Annotated in this window: 19 protein-coding genes; 2 read left to right on the plus strand and 17 right to left on the minus strand. The window is 33.5% G+C overall.

Annotated features, from left to right (window positions below):
* Window positions 1–7: 7 nt before the first annotated feature.
* Genes H529_RS0102740 through H529_RS0102780 form a run of 9 tightly spaced genes read right to left on the minus strand, consistent with a single transcriptional unit; the run spans window position 8 to window position 9,381 of the window.
* Complete coding sequence (locus tag H529_RS0102740; RefSeq protein ID WP_022855036.1) at window positions 8–1,936, minus strand: secretin N-terminal domain-containing protein; 1,929 nt, start codon at window positions 1,934–1,936, stop codon at window positions 8–10.
* Between the two features lie 3 nt (window positions 1,937–1,939).
* The gene (locus tag H529_RS0102745) at window positions 1,940–2,398 is read right to left on the minus strand and encodes a pilus assembly protein PilP (RefSeq protein WP_022855037.1); all 459 of its coding nucleotides are present in this window, start codon (window positions 2,396–2,398) and stop codon (window positions 1,940–1,942) included.
* Entirely contained in the window at window positions 2,395–2,994 is a 600-nt protein-coding gene (locus H529_RS0102750) for a type IV pilus inner membrane component PilO (protein WP_022855038.1), read from the minus strand. Before H529_RS0102750 ends, H529_RS0102745 begins: the two co-directional genes overlap by 4 nt.
* Window positions 2,994–3,536: a PilN domain-containing protein gene (locus tag H529_RS0102755; protein WP_022855039.1), complete on the minus strand. Its 543-nt coding sequence runs from the start codon at window positions 3,534–3,536 to the stop codon at window positions 2,994–2,996. Before H529_RS0102755 ends, H529_RS0102750 begins: the two co-directional genes overlap by 1 nt.
* Window positions 3,533–4,594, minus strand: a complete 1,062-nt coding sequence (gene pilM / locus H529_RS0102760) for a pilus assembly protein PilM (protein WP_022855040.1) — start codon at window positions 4,592–4,594, stop codon at window positions 3,533–3,535. Before pilM ends, H529_RS0102755 begins: the two co-directional genes overlap by 4 nt.
* A gap of 38 nt (window positions 4,595–4,632) precedes the next feature.
* Window positions 4,633–5,295: a hypothetical protein gene (locus tag H529_RS0102765; RefSeq protein WP_022855041.1), complete on the minus strand. Its 663-nt coding sequence runs from the start codon at window positions 5,293–5,295 to the stop codon at window positions 4,633–4,635.
* On the minus strand, window positions 5,289–7,292 hold the full coding sequence (locus H529_RS09915; protein ID WP_022855042.1) for a dynamin family protein: 2,004 nt from the start codon (window positions 7,290–7,292) through the stop codon (window positions 5,289–5,291). The genes H529_RS0102765 and H529_RS09915 overlap by 7 nt, the downstream gene beginning before the upstream one ends.
* Window positions 7,293–7,311: 19 nt before the next feature.
* The gene (locus tag H529_RS0102775) at window positions 7,312–8,967 is read right to left on the minus strand and encodes a hypothetical protein (protein WP_022855043.1); all 1,656 of its coding nucleotides are present in this window, start codon (window positions 8,965–8,967) and stop codon (window positions 7,312–7,314) included.
* A gap of 15 nt (window positions 8,968–8,982) precedes the next feature.
* Window positions 8,983–9,381 (minus strand): bacteriohemerythrin, encoded by a 399-nt coding sequence (locus H529_RS0102780; protein WP_022855044.1) that lies wholly within the window; start codon window positions 9,379–9,381, stop codon window positions 8,983–8,985.
* Window positions 9,382–9,551: 170 nt separating this feature from the next.
* On the opposite strand from H529_RS0102780, the gene H529_RS0102785 reads away from it, so the two are divergent.
* Both H529_RS0102785 and coaD read left to right on the plus strand, forming a co-directional pair.
* The gene (locus H529_RS0102785; RefSeq protein WP_022855045.1) at window positions 9,552–10,991 is read left to right on the plus strand and encodes a hypothetical protein; all 1,440 of its coding nucleotides are present in this window, start codon (window positions 9,552–9,554) and stop codon (window positions 10,989–10,991) included.
* Window positions 10,992–11,028: 37 nt separating this feature from the next.
* Window positions 11,029–11,532, plus strand: coding sequence for a pantetheine-phosphate adenylyltransferase (gene coaD / locus H529_RS0102790; protein ID WP_022855046.1), 504 nt, complete (start codon window positions 11,029–11,031; stop codon window positions 11,530–11,532).
* A gap of 28 nt (window positions 11,533–11,560) precedes the next feature.
* Here coaD and H529_RS0102795 read toward each other — a convergent pair whose 3' ends face one another.
* The 8 genes from H529_RS0102795 to H529_RS0102830 all read right to left on the minus strand — a co-directional run bounded on the left by H529_RS0102795 (window position 11,561) and on the right by H529_RS0102830 (window position 18,907).
* Window positions 11,561–11,749, minus strand: a complete 189-nt coding sequence (locus tag H529_RS0102795) for a 4Fe-4S dicluster domain-containing protein (protein WP_022855047.1) — start codon at window positions 11,747–11,749, stop codon at window positions 11,561–11,563.
* Between the two features lie 13 nt (window positions 11,750–11,762).
* Entirely contained in the window at window positions 11,763–13,166 is a 1,404-nt protein-coding gene (locus H529_RS0102800; RefSeq protein ID WP_022855048.1) for a cobyrinic acid a,c-diamide synthase CobB, read from the minus strand.
* A 90-nt stretch (window positions 13,167–13,256) separates the two neighbouring features.
* Complete coding sequence (gene dsrP / locus H529_RS0102805; RefSeq protein ID WP_022855049.1) at window positions 13,257–14,447, minus strand: sulfate reduction electron transfer complex DsrMKJOP subunit DsrP; 1,191 nt, start codon at window positions 14,445–14,447, stop codon at window positions 13,257–13,259.
* A gap of 28 nt (window positions 14,448–14,475) precedes the next feature.
* The gene (dsrO, locus tag H529_RS0102810; RefSeq protein WP_022855050.1) at window positions 14,476–15,240 is read right to left on the minus strand and encodes a sulfate reduction electron transfer complex DsrMKJOP subunit DsrO; all 765 of its coding nucleotides are present in this window, start codon (window positions 15,238–15,240) and stop codon (window positions 14,476–14,478) included.
* Window positions 15,231–15,617, minus strand: a complete 387-nt coding sequence (gene dsrJ, locus H529_RS0102815) for a sulfate reduction electron transfer complex DsrMKJOP subunit DsrJ (RefSeq protein WP_022855051.1) — start codon at window positions 15,615–15,617, stop codon at window positions 15,231–15,233. The genes dsrO and dsrJ overlap by 10 nt, the downstream gene beginning before the upstream one ends.
* Window positions 15,618–15,639: 22 nt before the next feature.
* Window positions 15,640–17,262, minus strand: a complete 1,623-nt coding sequence (dsrK, locus tag H529_RS0102820) for a sulfate reduction electron transfer complex DsrMKJOP subunit DsrK (RefSeq protein ID WP_022855052.1) — start codon at window positions 17,260–17,262, stop codon at window positions 15,640–15,642.
* Window positions 17,263–17,278: 16 nt separating this feature from the next.
* The gene (gene dsrM / locus H529_RS0102825; RefSeq protein WP_022855053.1) at window positions 17,279–18,334 is read right to left on the minus strand and encodes a sulfate reduction electron transfer complex DsrMKJOP subunit DsrM; all 1,056 of its coding nucleotides are present in this window, start codon (window positions 18,332–18,334) and stop codon (window positions 17,279–17,281) included.
* A 15-nt stretch (window positions 18,335–18,349) separates the two neighbouring features.
* Complete coding sequence (locus H529_RS0102830; RefSeq protein WP_022855054.1) at window positions 18,350–18,907, minus strand: RsbRD N-terminal domain-containing protein; 558 nt, start codon at window positions 18,905–18,907, stop codon at window positions 18,350–18,352.
* Window positions 18,908–19,048 lie beyond the last annotated feature (141 nt).

A 19,048-nucleotide genomic window follows, 5' to 3' on the forward strand; every position in this document is an offset into this window, starting at 1 on the left:
TTAATGGTTAATAGTCTATCCCTTCTATAGGAATATAGGCTATTTTGGGAGTTATAAAAATCATAAGTTCGCTGGTAGACAACATTTTTTCTTTTCTTTTAAAAAATTCTCCTGCTCCAGGAATGCTGCCAAGCCCAGGAACCTTATCTATGTTATCAGAAATGTTATTTATTTTAACACCTCCTATTACTAAAGTTTCTCCGTTATCAAGTAAAGCCGAGGTAGAAATGTTACTGGTATTAATAGTTGGTTCACCTTGAACTGTACGCCCCCAATCAGGTTCTGACTTTTCCATAACCACATCTACAAAAATTTTACCCTCTGGGGTAACAGAAGGGGTTACCAAAAGTTTTAACCCAGCATCTATAAAATTTACGGTTGCTTGGTTAATGTTAGCTGCATAACTCAAATAAGGAATTCTGTAACCCTGCTGTATTATAGCTTGTTCTTTGTCAAGGGTTAAAATTTGAGGTTTTGAAAGAACCCTTGCAACCCCTGATTCTTCAAGAGCAGAAAGAGTTACATCTAGCACAGCCGTGGTATCACCAAAATACCCTAAAGCAACCCCTAAATTTGCTATGCTATTGGCCACTCCTAAATCAAAGATGGTTGTGTTAGGAATGTTAATACTAGGTGTTTTTGTAGTCATGGTATCATTTGTGGTAATAGAATGACCAGGAGCAATATTCCAAATACTATGTTCTGTTCTTTTCCAAGCAGCTCCCCCCCACTTAATACCCAATTTATGGGCATACTCATCTCTCATTTCGACTATTCTTGCCTCTATCATTATCTGAGGCCTTGGTTTATCTATAGCTTTAATGATCGCCTCAATCTCATCTAAAATTTTGGGAGTTGCCTTAACTATAATGGTGTTGGTTAGAGGTTCAAAGGTTATTTTGTTGGGATCCTTAAGTAGCTCCTGAAGCTTATCCGGAAAACGATGGCTCTTTAGAAGGTCTATAACCTTGCTTGCTCTTAAATACTTAAGCGTAAAAATTTTGGTAATAAGCAGGTTTTTTTCTTCTTGAACCTTTTGCAAAGCATCAAAAATATCTCGCTGAGCTTCTATTTCTGCTTTAATACCCTCTTTACCCTGAGCTACTGCCTTTAAGTAATCTTTATACTGTTCTGCATATTTTTTGACCTCATCTAACGTAGCAATCACAATCAAATTTTCTGTTTTCAACTTCGCTAAACCAAAGTTAGAGATTATCGCATCTAATAACAGATCCCACGGAACATTTTGGGATTTAAGGGTAACTGTACCAGTGACCTTATCACTTACTAAAATATTAATACCCCCTACCTCTGAAAGAAGTCTTAAAACGGCATGTAGGTCTGCCCCTTGAAAATCAACCGTTATAGGAATCCCTTTATATTTAAGCTCAGAAAGCGGAAGACTCACCCTTCTTTCATTTAAAAGAATCTCGTACGGTTGGGTACTTATCTTATTTTCTAAAATATCTCTTAATTCCTTTAAAGTTTTTTCCTCTAAGGTTTCTACTTTTTTATCTTTAATAACCACGTTGACCGGTTTTAAAGGTTTTTCCCATAAAAATTCAACCAAAATCTTATTTTCTAAATCTCTTACTTGAACGTTAAACTTTTTGGTCAAGATTAAATTTAATCTAATCCCATTCTTTTCTAAAGAAACATCTACTTCTTTAATCAAATCCTTGGGTAAAGTTTTTACCCAGTTTGATTTTAAAGGAACCACGTTTTGTAAAAATAGAATTAATTTAGTCCCGTCAACATTTAAGGTATATTGAGGTTTTCCGTCAAATTCAAAAATCAAAGTATCAACCGGTTGTTTCAGGTAAAACACCTCTCTTAGATTGGTCTTAGCCTTTGCCTCACCCTTTCCAAAACTTAGAATAAACATAAAAGCTAAAATAAATATAAGCATGTTAAAAATAAATATTTTTATCTTCATACCTCACTCCTTGATCAAACTTAAAACCCTTTGCACCTTCTTACGATTACCATAAAGGTCGGTTATCTCTTCTTCTACCAAAACCTGGTTCTTTTCTATCTTTAAGATCCTGTAATTTCCTATCTTACTTCCTGATTTAACCAGATAACCCATCTTGCTTTCGTCCTGAATAAGAGCCCACTTTTTTCCTTGTTTATCAACTATACCTACTAAACGTATAGAAAGGACATTTTCATAACTTATGGTTTTACCTACTACAGGGGCAACAAAAGGATTTTTAACTTCTTTAGAGTTTATTATATAAGGTTCTTTAGCAAGCTCAACCTTCCAGGTTTCGAGCTCCTTATCGATTAAGGTCGCATTTTTCCCTATCTTGGGAGAAATAGGTTCTTCTTTCTTTTTATTACATCCTATTAAAAAACCAATCAACACCAAACTTATCACCCAAACCTTAGATTTCATTTCTTTTCCTTATTCTCTTTAGTTTCTAAAGGTTTACCTGTATACTGAAAAGTACTTAAGTTTAATCCAAGGGTAAGTCTCTTATCCTTAACTTTAAATTCAAGTTCGTTTATTACCACTAAACGAGGAAGCTTTTGAATCTCGTTTAGAAAATTTATCATGTTGCTAAAATCTCCTACGAGTTCAACAGTAATAGGAATGATCTTATAGTAATCTTTTAGCTCTTCCTTCTCTGGTTTAAACAAGGTTAAGTCTAAGTTGTTCTTTTTAGCAAGCTCTGCTATCTTTTTCAGGATAACAGGTATCTCCTTTTCATCAGGAAAGATAGTCTTTACCACTTCCAAAAATTCTTTTCTTGCTGCCATTTGTTTATTAAGGAATTCAAGCTTGTTAACAACCTGGGAGTATTTAACTATTTGCAAGTCTAACTTTTTAACATCTTCTTTTAAAACATTTATAGTCTCTTTACTGGGCTGATAATAAAACTGATAAAATAACGCAAGGGGACCTATCACTAAAACAATCAAAAGAAGTATTTTTGTTCTTTTAGGGGTAACTTCATCCCAAGCTTTAAGTCTTTCGATCAAAGCCTTCATCAAAAAACAACCTCAGCCTGGAATTCTACCAGCTTATCTTGTTTTTTAACCTGGGTAATGTTTACCTGTCTTACTATATCCTTTTTTTCCTCTAAAGTTTTTAAATATTCACCTACTTCTTTCATATCAGTACTTATACCTTCTATCTTGGTTTGCTTAGAGCCTATCTTTAATAAACTAAAATAAACCTGAGTTTTACCAAGATTACTAAGGACAACATCTAATCTTTTTAAAACCTTTTCTCTATCCTTTTTAAGAGATAAAATAGTTTCTATTCTTGTTTTAACCTCCTCGTTTTCCTTTTCAAGTTGTTCCACCTTTTGAGCTACCATTTTATATTCCTTAAGCTTAGTTTCTTTAGTTGTTTTTTCTTTAATCAGGTCTTTCTTCTGTTTTTCCAGAGAAATAACACCACTTAACATCACAGATAATACAAAAATAACTAAGGTTATGATAAGTTTATAAAACCTAAAAGGTTCTTTATGAATTTCCTCCTTTACCGTTTCCTTAGGTTTAGGTAAAAGGTTAAACTTAATGATCATATAAATTCCCTCAAAGCTGCAGCTACAGCATTCGCCCCTTGAGTGTTTATAATCTTAAGATAAGTTGGGTCAACATTAGAGTCTATCTCAATCCTATCTTGGAGGTTGATTTTTTTGGTTTCAAGTTTAAGTTTTGAAGTAAAAATCTTTTCTATATCTAAAATTCTTGCTCCTCCTCCTACCAGATATACTGCTTCTAAGGTTAAATTAAACTTACCTTGTACAAACTCGATGGTGTACTGAATTTCTTTTATGATTTCGTTGATATAGTTTTTGTAAATTTCCTTTACCTCTTGAAATTTCTCAAAATTAGAAGGATTAACCATGACCATCTCTACCATATCCTTATCCGAAACCAGTTTTCTTATTTCTTTTTTAAGTTTTTTCAAACCAAGATTAAAAAGTTCTCTATTGTATACAGGAATATCTTTGTTAGAAAAAAGAAGTCTAACCTTACTTTCTCCCCAATCGACGATTAACTTGGCCTTTTCTTCCCCTTCTAAAAACTCTACAAGGTTGTGAATATTTATAAAATCTGCATCCATGTTTTTTACGCTAAAATTAAGGCCTTTCAAAAGATTTTCAAACTGTTGAGCTATATCCTTCTTTATAACCAAATAAAGAATTTTATAACTATTTTGCATAGGGAAGATAAAATAACTGTAATAAACATCATCTAAATTATAGGGAACGTCTTCATTAAGTTTATTTCTTATTTCTTCTTCAGAAGGTATATATTGAGATTGAAAAGAATCATATATAAGTACATCATACGAAAGCGAAAGATTAACTTGATTAGAAATTGGTTGAAAAACTTCAAAAATATTTTTTAAATTAGTGCTTAGATATTGAAAATCGTTGATTATTCCGTTTACGATAACATTCGGATAGGTTTTTCCCTGGATGAAATTAGTAAGGATTATATCGTTTTTATTTAAAACCACCTCTGCTATTTTGATAGAGTATGTCCCTATATCTACACCTATATAAGCATCTTTTTGAGGTTTTTTAAAAGTTAACAAACTTTTAAGGTTTTTTAAGTCAAAAATTTTATTCATATCCTTATTATAATATTTTTTTTAAACATAAAGTCAAGTTATAATGCCAATTTTTTACAAAAATCATTCAGTTCTTTTTCAAACTTTTCGATCACTTTTATCAACCAAAATTTCAACTCTTTTTTAGCCTTTTCTAAATAACTGTTTATTTCTTTTTTCCATATTTTTTTTAATCTCTTGTTTTTTTCTTTTATTTTTTTAAAGATATAAATCGGACCTGCTAAAGTAGAGACCGCAGGAATAGCTTTTAAAACTAAAGTTTCAGGGACTGAGGCTATGGCAATTATCCCTCCAGCACTAACAACTACACCTGGGGCTACAGTAATAGTTTTTTCTACTATGGTCTCCTCCTCTTTCAATTTAAGTAGAGAAGGATTATACCTGTTTTCTTTAGCTAAAGCCCAATCCTTTATTTTTTCTCTTAGGTTTTCTTTAGAAAAGGCATACTGAACGTCTGAGCCTTTTGTTCTAATTTGTTCTAACACCTCTTTCATAAGATAATTAAGTACTGTATCCAGTAAAACCTCAGACCTTTCTCGCAGAAGTTTTCTCGGATAGTGTTTGATAAACTCTTTTAAAAAAAACATGTCTAAATCTTTATCTAAAAAATAAAAAAGTTCATTTTTAATCAACTCAACTTCTTTATCTATGTCTTTATTAAGCTGACTTTCTATGTTTTTTAAAGTCTCTTTCTTTAACATATAAACGCACTCTGTAAATTATCGATTTTTTTAAGCTCACCTTCGATCAAGTTAATGTTCTTTTCTAACATAAGAATTTCATAATCTATAAGTTCGTTTGATTTTAACTCTTGTCTTAATTTTTCCAAACCCCTTCTTTTTTCTTCTAAAATTAAAGTAATCCTTTTTTTGTAAAAATCAAAAGCACTGTAAAACTCTTCTCTCAATTTTTCGATGATTTCCACAAAATTTTCTATCAGATTGTTTTTTAAAGTCTTAAAAAACATATTTTCATCTAACACCTCTTTAGTACCGATAACCGTCTTTTTTGTACGCCCAGATTTAAACCATTTCCAAGGCTTAAGAAAATTCCAATTCTCAAACAGTTCTTCTATCCTTTCCTCTACGATTTCTTCCCTTTTTACCACCCTCTTTTTACAGCTCTCTTCTATGGCCTTAAAATCTATTTTGGGTAAATTTATGTTATATTCCTCTTTAAACTGTTCTCCTATTTGTTTTAGCTTTTCTTTAAAAAATTCAGTAATTTTTTGCAGGTTTTCTCTCACTATCTGGTCTAAATCGTTTTCAGCATCTCGATAATACTTCCTTAATTCTTCTAAATCGGAACTTTTTAAAAAAAGTTCATAATAATTAAACTTAAACTCATTTAAGGTAGTCTCTACAGGAGAATGAACTCCCCTAAAAATGGTCATGGCTTCTTCCAAAACTAAATAACAGTAAGATTCTAACTTCTTCAAGCCCTCCTGTCGTCTTTCTATCTCTTTTAAAAACTCTTCTCGATCCTTTTTCTGACTCTGAAGTAAAGCGATCGTTTCTTGATAATGGTTTATCTGTTCTTTATAACCCTCTTTAATAGTCTCTAAAACCTCAGTTAAAATAGAAAAAGGTGCTTCAACCAAAAATCTTTCAAGGTTAGGAAGGAGTTGTTTAAAACCAGAAAACTCTAAAAAAGCCTCTTTTTCATCTAATCCTTCTTCGTCTGCCAAATCCTGAAAATAAACTACCCATTTTCTTTTACTCTTATCTTTTTTTATTTCAGCTAAAGGTTTCCCCTTATTTAGCTCTTCATAAATAAGTTTCAGAACACTATCTACCGCAAAAATCCTGTCAGGCGAAATAATAGAACCATAAATACGCTTAGCCTCATCTAACAATCTCTCTTTTTCTTCATAAAAAACCGCCGCATGGGTTAAAACTAAAAACAATACATCTTTACTTTTCTTAGTAATAACCGAAGAAACAAACCTTTTGAAAGATTCAGATTCCACCGGTTTAATAGGGTGGATAAAAAGGACAGCGTTAGCTTTATCTAAAAAGGAAAAAGAAATATCGTATACCCCTCCTACCGCGTTAACCCCTGGCATGTCAACAAAACGTAACTCGTCAAACTCCCAATCAAAGGGATATCCAAGCTCTATTCTTATCGGAATTTTATCTTTACTACGATCCATAGCATATTGTTCCAGTTTATACTTGACCTCTTTAAGTCTTTCCATTCCTGACTTTTCTTCTAAGTACTTTATAAAGTCATCGTCTATCAGAGGGACTTTATCATGTTCTAAAATATAAAGATCTATCAAGGTTACCGGAATATCCCTGTATTCTTCAGGAATAGAGGCAATTGACTTAAGTCTCTCTCTAAAAATTTCTTTTGATTCTTCTTCAAAAAGTTCTACCCTACCTGAGGCGTAAGTAACTCTTAAAAAAGGTTTTTTAGCATAAAAAATTTCGATAAGTGCACTGGTAGCCTGCAAAACATCGGTAGGAAGTATCTCTTCTTTTATTAAACTATTTATAAAACTTGATTTTCCTGCCTTTACCTCACCGGCTACCGCCACCAAAAATTGACTGTTCTCTAAGTTTTGCACCTTTTTAGAAAGACTTTCAAGATCTACTCCATCGTTAACCTCTCCCCTTAAAGACTTGTAGATCTCAAAAGCTTCTATAACCTGTTGTTTATAAAATTTATAATCTGTAAAACCTAAACGAGTAAACATCTTTCATTACCTCTTTATTCTATAAAGTTTTTATTTTAGAGTAATGTTCTCTCAACTCATCTAAAAGAAGCTTTATTCTTCTTGCTATACCTCTAAGCTGAACCTGCAATTTTTCTACCTTTATAGAATCTTCCTGATTGTGAGCAACAATAAGGTCTTTACCTACATTATGAAAGTTTTTCAAAAGACTTTCAAACTCATCAAAGTCAAAATCTTGCACCATCTGTCTTAACCTTTGACCTTCTTCAGAATAATACCACTTTCCGATAGGAAAGGCCTGATAATCTCCCCATCTTTCTGGGTCAAGTCTATCTATACCTTTTACATGAGCCTGCAAACGTAACATATAACGGTCTATATCCTTTTCAAAAAGTTCAAACAACATCTCTTCCATCTTCTTGGTTTTTACGGTAGAAGCTATGGTTTTCATATAAGAAGAAATAAGCAAGGTTTCATAAGCATTCTCGCTCATCTTATCCATAAGTTGACTGATCTCATTTGAAACTTGAGTAATTTCTTCAAAAGCCTCGTTAATACTTTCAGAGGTTTTAAGACCTTTGTCTAAATCTTCTGCTATTTCTAATACTTTAGCATTTAAACCTTCAAGCAACCCTAATATCTTTACCAAAATCTCTGATTGTTCTTGACTTTCTACCTGTTTTAACTTTTCTATATGGGTTAATATTTCTTTAGCAATGTTATTTATAGCACTGGTGTTCCTTGAAATAGAACCCACAGTCAAAGCAAAATCCTCAGATATTATAGAGGTCTGTGCTACCTGCAAATTCTGGAACTTGATTTTCACGTTAACACTATCTACCAATCTAAAAACGTTATCCACCTGGTCTACCAATTTTACTGAATAATCAAGGGTTTTAGAAGTAAAGTTTTTCATATATTCTAACACTTTTTCTACTGCTTTAGCCAATCTTCCTATCATATCTTCTCTTTCTTTGAAACCTGTTGGAACTTCAACCGTAAGGTCTCCCTCTGCTATTTTATCCAAAACTTTTACTACAGACTCCAAAGGTTGATGGGCTATTTTTATATAGGTAAAATATACAGCTAATGCCGCAGTTATAATACCTCCTAAACCTAAAAATATATAAACCAATGTTATCAGTTTAGTCTCAGAAAATATATACTCTACAGGAACAACGATACTTATAGCTCCTATTACCTCTTTCTCTCCTACATTATAATGACATCTTAAACATTCTATGTTAGGCTTAATAGGAAAAACTCCTCTCAACTCAAAACCTTCCCTTACTATTACCTCATTTCCTTCTTTTAAGACCTTTTTTTCTAACTCATCTTTCGCATAGTATTGAGGAGATTCTTTACCATATAATTCGTCTATTTTTTCGTTTCTTATAATCCTAACATTAGGTTGTTGTCTTAAAAATTCTTCTCTAATAATTTTATAGTTTTGCCTTTTATCCCCTACCATTTTGTCAAGAAGAGGTCCATGTTTAATGATTGCATTAGATACTATTTCATATTTTTCTTTTAAAAATTGTTTAGCGTGTTTTAAACCAAAAAAATAGTTAGCATAAGAAGTAACGATGATGGTTAAAACTATCAACACAGAAAAACAAACTACAATAATAGGGATAATCTTTTGATGTAACTCTAATTTTTTATTTAATTTACTGAACCAACCTTGAGAAGACATGTTAAACCTCCCCCTTTATTGACTATTTATCTTTCCAGCTAAAAAAATTCCATATTTTTTATCATGAACCAAAAGATGGCTAACCCACCAATTTTTCAAATGTTTTAAAACCTCAGAAAAATTAACTTCTTCCTGATCGATTAACTCTTTAAAAGATCTTTTAAAACCTTCGTGTTCCTCTTTATGCTTCTCTATTTCAGGATAACCATACCTTTCTAAAAGTTCTTCCTCAAATTTAAAATGAGTTTCAAAATAGTTCTTAAGCGTATTTATCGAGTTTATCAGAAATTTTTTGTCTACCTTAAGTCTTACCGCCTCATATAAAGCATTAACCATGTTAAACATCTTTTTATGTTGTTGATCAATCTCTTTAATACCTGTGAGAAAATTGTCGTTCCATTCTAAAAACGGCACAGTTTTGCCTCCAATTAATATCTAAAGATTATTTTAATACTTAATGTTAACAATTTTGTCAAATACAAAAAAAAAATAAAAAATTGCATTTTACTAGAATTGAATAGCTTTATCTAAAAATTATTGACATTTTTCAAAAATTTTTTTATAATTTTAAAATCATGTTTAAAATGTTAAAGACATTAAATTTTTTAATACTTATTTTTTTGTCTATATATTCTCATCTTTATGCCTATGAAGACTTACAGGAAAAACGGTTTAATCTTTGGCCGATTTTCTTCTTTTCTCAAAATTATGAACTTAATTCTACCAGGGTTGAAGCCTTAGGTCCCTTATATCAAAAAACATCTTTTTCTAAAGAAAATGCTACTTCTATAAGGCCTATTACTTCTAAAGTTGTCACTCCTGAAGCAAAAAAAATCTTTTTTATATCTCCTTTAGGGATTTATCAGTCTGATTCCCAAAGTTCTACCTTAAAAATAGTTCCTATAATCAACAAAACTTGGTATAAACACTCTCCTGAAGAGCCTGAAGAAAAACAATTTACTTTTTTCCCTTTTTTTACAGGTAAAACCTCTTCAAACGAAACCTATGGAGGTTTTTTTCCTTTTTATGGAAAGATCAAAAATCGGTTTGGTGCTGAAGAAATAACCTTTTTTCTATGGCCTCTTTACAGTAAAACTAAATACGAAGAATATACGGCCTACAACATCCTATGGCCTTTTATTAGAACTATATCTGCTAACCAAGAAAAAAACCGATCTCTTTACCAAGGATTTAAAATCTGGCCTTTTTATGGAAACTTCAGAGAAGAGGAACAGGAACGTAAATTTATCCTATGGCCTTTTTACATAAAAGAAATTATTCATTCTTCAGAAGGAGATTCTTCAGAAAAACTGATAATCTTTCCTTTCTATATTCGTGAAAAAAACGAGGACTTTGAAAAAAAGATAATACTTTGGCCATTTTTTCAAAAAATCACCACCCCAGACAACTCATACTATCAGTTAGATGCACCATGGCCATTTTTCAGAAAAATTCAAGGTAAAGAAATAGAGGGTAAACGTTTTTGGCCTTTGTACGGTTATGTCAAAAAAGAAGACACCTTTGATTCTTTTGTTTTATGGCCTCTCTATTTTTATCAAAAAACTTACATATCTTATAAAGGAAAAAACTATCAGGAAGAAATACATCGTTTCTTAATTCTTTCTAAAGCTCAAAAAACGTGGGAAGGTAACCAAACAGTTGCCAGGGAGTTTAAATTCTGGCCTCTTTTTCATACTATTTCTCAAGGTTCATCTGAGGTCAAAATCTGGTATTTTCCAGCAATTTTACCTATTTTTGACGAAGGGTTAGAAAGAAACTATGGTCCACTTTTAAAACTGATGGAATACTACAAAAAAGAAGAATATGTTATGTTTAAGATACTATGGGGTCTTTATAGATATGAAAGATATAAAACCAGAAAAGTACAGGAAATAGGCCCTATCTTAAGGATAGTAGATGGTGAGAAGACAGGTTATGTAGAAATTTTAGAAGGACTTTTTGGAATAGGTCAAAAAGACGGTTCAGCTGTTCTCAAAATATTTTATATTCCAATTAAAGAATAACCACCAAACATCTGAAAGTCAAAAAAAGGAGGCATTGATGAGTTGTCCTAAGGTAGTTATTTATCCTGGAACTTTTGATCCTATCACCAATGGACACTTAGACATAATAAACAGGGCTTTAAAACTTTTTGACAAGGTAATTGTGGCTATAGGTGAAAATCCAGCCAAAAAACCACTATTTTCTATAGAAGAAAGGTTAATGATGGTAGAGGAAGCAGTCAAAGAACTTCCAGAAGGACATCGAGTAGAGGTGGAAACCTTTTCTGGATTGTTGGTAGAGTTTGCTAAAGCTAAAAATGCATGTGCCATTATCAGAGGTCTAAGGGCAGTTTCTGATTTTGAATATGAAATGCAATTAGCCTTAATGAACAGGAAACTTTCTAACAGCATTGACACCATTTTCCTTTTACCAAGCCTTAAATGGATCTTTTTAAGCTCTTCTATAGTAAAGGAGGCTGCAAGATTAGGTGGAAAAGTAGAAGATTTAGTTCCTAAGATAGTTTTTGAAAAGTTAAAAGAAAAGTTCCCTCTGGGGCTTTAAAGCCCTCAGAGGGTAACATCTAAAACAACTAAATTTCTTTAACAGTGATAGAACCTGTTGGGCATACCTCCACACAGGTCATGCAACCAAGACAATCTTCTGCTCTTGAAATGACAGGTTTTTCATCATCCCCTTTGTCGTAAACCTGAGCAGGACAAGATTCAATGCAGGTCCCACAAGCATCACAGGTGTCATAATTCACGGTAATTTCAAACATGTTGCACCTCCTTTTATGATGATTTTTGTAGGTTAAACTCTTTGGCTTTTTTTAAAAACTTCTCTGTCCAACATTTTACACTAAAAACATGAATATGTGTATAGGCTGCCAGTAAATTTTTAAATAAAATACCATCTTTTTTTTCTTTAAATCCTACTCCTTTTTCAAGCTCAAAGACTAACTTAATGTCTTGGTTAAGTTCAAAATCTACAGGTTTTGAATAATGAAATTCATGACCCTTTATAGAAAGTCCTACGTCAAAATAAGGATTTTTCTCTTTTACCTTGGCAACTACATATCCATGTCCTTGAGGGGTCGGTTCTACCTTAAAAATAATAGGTAATATCTCAGACATTGGATATTCTTTATTTTTCCAAATTATCTTTTTTCCTAAATACATCAAGCCACCACACTCAGCATAAACCGGCATCCCTTCTAAAACTGCCTCTTTCACCTCCTTCATCAAGGCTTTATTCTCCGAAAGAGCTTCTGCCTGAACCTCAGGGAACCCTCCTCCTAAATAAAGCCCGTCTATATCTTCAAGGGTTTTATCTTCAAAAGCGTTTATCAACTTAATTTCAGCACCAAAGTGTTGGAAACTTTCTAAATTTTCTGGGTAATAAAATTGAAAAGCCTTATCCCAAAAAACACCGATTTTAATTCCATTTAATTTATCTTTATTTTCTGTTGAATCTTGAGATGAAAGGAATAAATCAAGAGAAGGAACATCCTTAGCTATGGTCAAAAAGCCTTCTAAATCAAAATTCTGCTTAATCGCTTGAGAAAGTTCATTCAAAAACAGTTCCTGTTGATATTCAAAAGAGGTAACCAACCCTAAATGTCTTTCAGGAGGTAAATTTTTAAGCTTAGGTAAAGCTCCTAAAACTTTTACTCCTGTATAATACTCTATAGATTTTCTTATGATATCTTCGTGCCTGGGTCTGGCTATCTTGTTTAAAACAACCCCCTTAATTTCCACACCTTGTTCAAAGTTTAAAAATCCCTTAACCAACGGGGCTAAACTTCTGGTAACCTTGGTACAATCAAGCACTAAAACTACAGGAGTTTTTAAAACTTGAGCTAACTTAGCAGTACTATAACTTCCATAAACGTCTAATCCGTCAAAAAGCCCTCTATTCCCCTCTATTATCACAAGGTCACTTTGTTTAGCTCCCTGATAAAAAGACTTTAAAACATCTTCTTCTTTAAACAAAAAAGGGTCTAAATTTCTACAGACCACTCCAGAGACTTTAGACAACCAACCTGCATCGATGTAGTCAGGACCTTTTTTAAACCCTACTACCTTTAATCCTAAATCTCGGAAAACATAGATAAGACCAATGGTTAACAACGTTTTACCAGAACCACCTTTATGAGAAGAAACTAAAAACCTAGGGACATTAAACTCTTTATTCATACAGGGAATATATCATGAATTAAAAAAAATAAAAGGGAAGAAGTCTTACTAAACTTCTTCCCTTTTATAAATTTTAAATCTCATTTCTTTCTACTTTTTAATTAATACCCCTTGATATTTAACCCTTAACTCCTTAGATTCTTTGACTCCTAAGGCTATTTTATAAAGAATGGTTAAAACAAAAAACCCTAAGGCCCAAATACCGATAGCAATACCTATTTCAGGTAATGTAGGACGATAAGGAGTTATGGTTTCAAATGGAGTAGGAGTATATCCTCCGGTAATCAGACCAATACCTTTGTCTATCCAAGCTGCTATAAACACACTTAAACAAGCAACAGCTAATGTAGTTTCATTCTTTCTTGTAGCTGGAATCACTAAAAGGATTAATGCTATAAAGGCAAGAATATAAGAGGCCCACATAAAAGGTACCCATTCGGCATGTCCATGTAATCCGGCAAATAAGTATTTAATAGGAGCTTGATGAGACTGGATACCACTGTAAAAAGCTGTAAAGACTTCAAAGAAGAAGAAGAGTAAGTTTAAAACAAAAGCATAGGTTACTATCTTAGCCAAAGTCTGTATTGCCTTCTGCCCTGCGTCAAAATTAGCAACTCTTTTTAGCAACAAAGCTAAGATAATAATTAACGCTGGACCGGCAGAAAACGCAGAAGCTAAAAATCTTGGAGCCATGATAGCTGTTAACCAAAAGTGTCTTCCAGGTATACCCTGGTATATAAAAGCCGTTACGATATGGATACTTGGAGCCCAAAGAATAGCTAAGTAAATAAAAGGCTTTAACCAGGAAGGATATTTTGTTCCTTTATATTCAGCATGCAAAACCGTCCATCCACAGAGAAGGTTTAAAAGAAGATATCCAGAGAGAACACAAGCGTCAAAGAAGAATACCGAGTTAGGAGTAGGATATCTTAAAACATTTAAAACTCTATTTGGTTGACCAAGGTCTACAAAAATAAAAAGCATACACATCAAAACCGCTGAAATAGCCAAAAACTCTCCTAAAACTGTAATCTTCCCAAAATCTTTATAGTTATGCCAATAGTAGGGAAGAACTACCATAACAGCTGAAGCAGCTACACCAACTAAAAAAGTAAAGTTGGCAATATAAAATCCCCAGGAAACATCTCTGCTCATACCAGTGATACCTAAACCGATCTTCCACTGGAGTAGATAGCATAAAAACCCTATAAAAATAAGGGTGCCTAAAAAGGCAAGCCATAACCAATACTTTTTACTTCCTGTTAATGCCTTTTCTATCATATTTCTACCCCTCTCTGTTTAAAATTTTCTATCCGATCAAATAAAAAACCGAAGGATAGGTAGTCAATTCTTCCTTTCTTCTAACAGCTAAACGTTCTTTTAATATCTTGTTAATCTCGTCGTTTGGATTTCTAAGGTCTCCAAAAACGATTGCCTTGGCAGGACAGGCTTCTACGCAAGCAGGTATTTTACCTTCAGCTATTCTTTCATAACAAAGAGTACATTTTTCTACTACACCTTTCATACGACTAGGATATTCAGGATTTACCTTAGCAATAAAAGGTCTTGGGTCTATCCAGTTAAACGACCTTGCCCCATAAGGACATGCTGCCATACAAAAACGACAACCTATACATCTGTGATAGTCCATCATTACAATACCGTCTTCTCTCTTAAAAGTTGCCTTGGTAGGACAAACCCTAACACATGGTGGATTATCACAATGGTTACATAAAAGTAAGAAAGGTGTATCGTGCAGTTTTTCGTTTAAATAATGATTAGCTTCATGCTCAGGAAAAGCATGTTCAAACTTCTCTTCCCAGATCCACTTAATTTCTTTTTTCTTATCAGGGATGCTGGGAACATTATGTAAAGAATGACATACCTCTACACATTTCAAACCACAGGTAGCTCGGTTTTCCTTACATTTAACCACATCAATAGCTAAAGCCCATCTACTACCTTTCAAAGCCTCTTGAGGCTTTGTATAAACACCTCCGACAGCAGCTGAAGCTGCTGTACCTATTAAAGTTAAACCACCTAATTTTAAAAGGTCTCTTCTTTTTATTGCCATTTTTCTGCCACCTCCGGTGCAATGTGACAACTCCAACAATCTTGGTGTGTTACTACAAAATTATGACAACTATCGCAAAACTTTTCTTTGTTATTATGGCATTTCATACAAGTTTTTTGTAAACTAATAAAATATTTTTCTCCATCCTTAGCCACGTATACATGTTTATTTTCACGAATGGCCTGTTTCCTCCAATCATCTAAAAGTTTCATATGATAAGCTCTCATGTATTCCTTAGATTCAATACATTTAGCCTTGTCTTTAGGTAGCTCTGGTTTAGGAATAGCCTCTACCCTCCCCAAATTTAACCACATAGGTATCGTAAAAAATAAGATAAGAACCACTATAAAAATTATCACCTTTCCAGCATTATACATACCATGGCCTCCTTAGGAAGATTTAATCTACACCTTTTACAGGAGTTTTTAAAGGTCTTCTTCTCAAATCTACATCCCTTGACCTCTCTCCTTCAAACACTAAAGCATTGGCAACCAACTCATGAAGGCCTCCTACCTCAACACCAGGAACCCAGTACTGGAAAAGGGTGGGTAAAGCAGCTCTATCTATAGCACAGATACAAGCAAGATGATTGACCCCATATTCTTTATGGACATATTCTACCGCATTAGCTCTTGGGAAGCCCCCTCTCATCCTGATTTCCATGTTTTCTCCGGCATTAAGTCCGGATCCACTTCCACAACAGAAGGTCTTTTCACGGATGGTATTTTCTGGCATTTCTACAAAATTATTACATACATGTTTCAGAATAAATCTAGGTTCCTCAAAAATTCCCATTCCTCTTGAAGTGTTACAAGAGTCGTGGAAAGTAACTACTAAGTGGTCGTTTCTTGATGGATCTAATTTTAATTTTCCGTGAGCAATCAAGTCAGCGGTAAACTCAACTATGTGAATGATTTTGTTAGATTTAGCATGCTCAAAAACTGTGCCAGTAATAGGTGATTTAGGAACTTCTAAGAAGTCGATCGGACCGAAGAAAGTATTATGGTATTGATGCCAGACCCTCCACATGTGTCCACATTCTCCACCCATTATCCACTTAACTTTAAGTCTTTTTGCTTCATCATATATTTTTGAATGAAGTCTTTTGGCCATTTCTAAAGAATTGAAAAAGCCGAAGTTTCCACCTTCGGTAGCAAAAGGACTCATCGTAACGTCTAAGTCTAAATAATGGAAAAGAACAAGATAACCTAACATAGTATAGATACCTGGCTCAGCAAAATAGTCCCCTGATAGGGGAACAAACATAATTTCAGCGCCTTTTCTGTTTATATACTTATCTAAATCGATCTTAATTCCTGTAATCTCTTCAAACTCCCAAACTAAAAACTCCAAGTTTTCTTTAAAAGATTGAGGAGGTACACCTACATGGTTACCTATATAATAACTGTTATGAACAGGCTTAATTCCCCAGTCTGTGCCAATTCCAAGCTCAAGCAAAATCTCTCTCATCATCATGGTTATCTCTGCGGTATCAATCCCATAAGGGCAGAAAACCGAACATCTTCTACATTCTGTACACTGATAAAAATAATAAAACCATTCTTTTATTATATCTTCATCTAATTTTCTAGCTCCAGCTAACCTTCCAAATAACTTTCCAAAAGTACTAAACTCACCTTTTATAACAGACCTTACCAGCTCAGCCCTTAAAACCGGCATGTTCTTAGGGTCACCTGTACCAAGGAAAAAGTGACATTTATCGGCACAAGCTCCACATCTTACGCATATATCCATAAACAACTTAAAACCTCTGTTTATTCTAAGCCTCCTTTGAAGTTCCTCTTTAACCTTTTCTCGCCAATCATCAGGAAGAGGCCATTTCTCATCATAAGGTTGCCATTTCCCCATGTGGGGAAGGTCTAATTCCTCTAAATATTTAGGCTCTACAATACTTAGATAATAACCCTTCTTTAATTCAGGTTTTATCTCCATCCAATCTTTAGCTGGAGTACTGTGCAATTTTACATCAGATATCAATTCGTCAGGCTTGGGAAGGCTCATTCTTACCTCCTTTAATTTATAAGTTTAAATTTTTATTAGGACCGTAAATGGTATACCATTCATGTTCTTCTTTTTCTGCTTCTTCATCTATAGGAATTCCGGCGTTTTCCATAGCTTCTCTAAACCTTTCCTGCCATTCTGCATAGGTTAAATGTTTAACAGGATAATTCCAAGGATTAACATGCATATCAGCACGGTTGTTATTGGGCATATTACGTGTGGGGCTAAAGAACACCCCTACCATATGGGCAAGCTTACTAAATGGGAAGTACGCAGCTAAAACTGACACCAAGAAAAGATGCACATAAAAGATCGTTCCTATCTTTGCCTCAGGCACAACTGGTTTAAAAGTAGCCAACCCTAAGGTTAACTGTTTGATGGCATATACATCAACCTTTAAGTTATATCTCATCAAAACACCGGTTATTACTATACCTAAAATAAGAAATAAAGGAAAATAATCTGAGCCATGAGAAATATAAGAAACCTTCGCATCTACCAATCTTCTAAGAAGCAAAAAAGAAAGACCTGCGATAATTAAAATATCGGTAATATAAACTGGAGGAACACCAAAACTATGGATAAAGCTATCCATATAATCCAAAAATTGAATTACCGAAGGAACAGGGTTTGTAAACAATCTGAGATGTCTTATAAGAATGATCAAAAAAGACCAATGGAAAAGAATAGCCCCTAACCACAACCACTTAGCAGAACCATAAATAAGCTTTTTTCCCTGTAGGTCAGCCCTAAGATTTCTAAACAAACTTCTAAAGAACAATACCTCTAAAACCATTCTTAAAACTACCTCAAAGGTGTTAAAAGGAGATTCTAAGCGGCTATGCTTTATCCAGGGTAAACTCTTTTGTTGACCACAAGTAGTAGGAATTTTAAATGGCTGAGGAGACTTGGCCCAGTTTAATATCCTGTAAACGAGTCCTACGATGAAAATCAAAAAACATACATAAGGGATTACTGTAACAAACAATCCTTGCAAACCTAAAACCCCTACTCCAACCCAGGGGATAAGAAGCAAGACTAAAAAAATCAAAAAACTCCAGCCTACGTTCATACCTCTCTCCCTCTCTTATTGGTTTATTTTGTCTTCTGCCTCAACTTGAGGCATTCCTTCCATAGGGTCGTAAACTAGCCCTGCCCTCTTTAACAATAAAAAATGATTCCTTTTCCATTCATCATATCTGATCTGATTTAACCTTTCTCTATATTCATAAAAATAGTCAAATCCTTTAATAAGAAGAGCATTTATCTTATCTTCTAACCTTAAAAATTCTTCTATACCAAACCTTTTTAAAAATTCTTCTCCAATTTCTTCTCTTATAATCCCCTTGAGCTGAATAAATAAATTTAAAGCTTTTGAAGGAACTTGTTCTTGGACAGCCAGCAATTGAACGAGCCTTTTTAAATAATAATTAGCTTCTTCCCAGTTAAACTCACCCAACACAAGCCTTACCAAGCCTTGAAAGGTTTCTTCTATCCTATGACCAAAAGGATTTTGAAAAGGATCAACCTCTCTGTTAAAAAACTTCTGAGCCTCCTCTCCTAAAGAACTCAAAAAAACAGATTTCCACTTTTTAAAAACCTTCTCCTGGTTATCTTCTAAAAACCTCGTTAGCTCTTCAGACAATCTAAGGCCCTCTAAAAGGAATTTTAAACTAAATTTATACCTTTATCTTAAGAAAAGTCAATCCTTGTTTTAAAAAGTAAAACTTCCTTTTAGCCTTCTTTTCCGGTTTAAAAAAGAATTTTTTTTATTTTTTTTAATTTT

The sequence above is a fragment of the Thermodesulfobacterium thermophilum DSM 1276 genome (assembly GCF_000421605.1).
GTDB lineage: Bacteria > Desulfobacterota > Thermodesulfobacteria > Thermodesulfobacteriales > Thermodesulfobacteriaceae > Thermodesulfobacterium > Thermodesulfobacterium thermophilum.

Coding starts and splice junctions, on each gene's coding strand:
- dsrJ (WP_022855051.1), bottom strand. CDS start 15,617: ATGTATAATGCTGGAAAGGTGATAATTTTTATAGTGGTTCTTATCTTA.
- H529_RS0102745 (WP_022855037.1), bottom strand. CDS start 2,398: ATGAAATCTAAGGTTTGGGTGATAAGTTTGGTGTTGATTGGTTTTTTA.
- H529_RS09915 (WP_022855042.1), bottom strand. CDS start 7,292: ATGTTTACTCGTTTAGGTTTTACAGATTATAAATTTTATAAACAACAG.
- dsrP (WP_022855049.1), bottom strand. CDS start 14,447: ATGATAGAAAAGGCATTAACAGGAAGTAAAAAGTATTGGTTATGGCTT.
- pilM (WP_022855040.1), bottom strand. CDS start 4,594: ATGAATAAAATTTTTGACTTAAAAAACCTTAAAAGTTTGTTAACTTTT.
- H529_RS0102750 (WP_022855038.1), bottom strand. CDS start 2,994: ATGAAGGCTTTGATCGAAAGACTTAAAGCTTGGGATGAAGTTACCCCT.
- coaD (WP_022855046.1), top strand. CDS start 11,029: ATGAGTTGTCCTAAGGTAGTTATTTATCCTGGAACTTTTGATCCTATC.
- H529_RS0102740 (WP_022855036.1), bottom strand. CDS start 1,936: ATGAAGATAAAAATATTTATTTTTAACATGCTTATATTTATTTTAGCT.
- dsrO (WP_022855050.1), bottom strand. CDS start 15,240: ATGGCAATAAAAAGAAGAGACCTTTTAAAATTAGGTGGTTTAACTTTA.
- dsrM (WP_022855053.1), bottom strand. CDS start 18,334: ATGAACGTAGGCTGGAGTTTTTTGATTTTTTTAGTCTTGCTTCTTATC.
- H529_RS0102775 (WP_022855043.1), bottom strand. CDS start 8,967: ATGTCTTCTCAAGGTTGGTTCAGTAAATTAAATAAAAAATTAGAGTTA.
- dsrK (WP_022855052.1), bottom strand. CDS start 17,262: ATGAGCCTTCCCAAGCCTGACGAATTGATATCTGATGTAAAATTGCAC.
- H529_RS0102765 (WP_022855041.1), bottom strand. CDS start 5,295: ATGTTAAAGAAAGAGACTTTAAAAAACATAGAAAGTCAGCTTAATAAA.
- H529_RS0102800 (WP_022855048.1), bottom strand. CDS start 13,166: ATGAATAAAGAGTTTAATGTCCCTAGGTTTTTAGTTTCTTCTCATAAA.
- H529_RS0102755 (WP_022855039.1), bottom strand. CDS start 3,536: ATGATCATTAAGTTTAACCTTTTACCTAAACCTAAGGAAACGGTAAAG.
- H529_RS0102785 (WP_022855045.1), top strand. CDS start 9,552: ATGTTAAAGACATTAAATTTTTTAATACTTATTTTTTTGTCTATATAT.
- H529_RS0102795 (WP_022855047.1), bottom strand. CDS start 11,749: ATGTTTGAAATTACCGTGAATTATGACACCTGTGATGCTTGTGGGACC.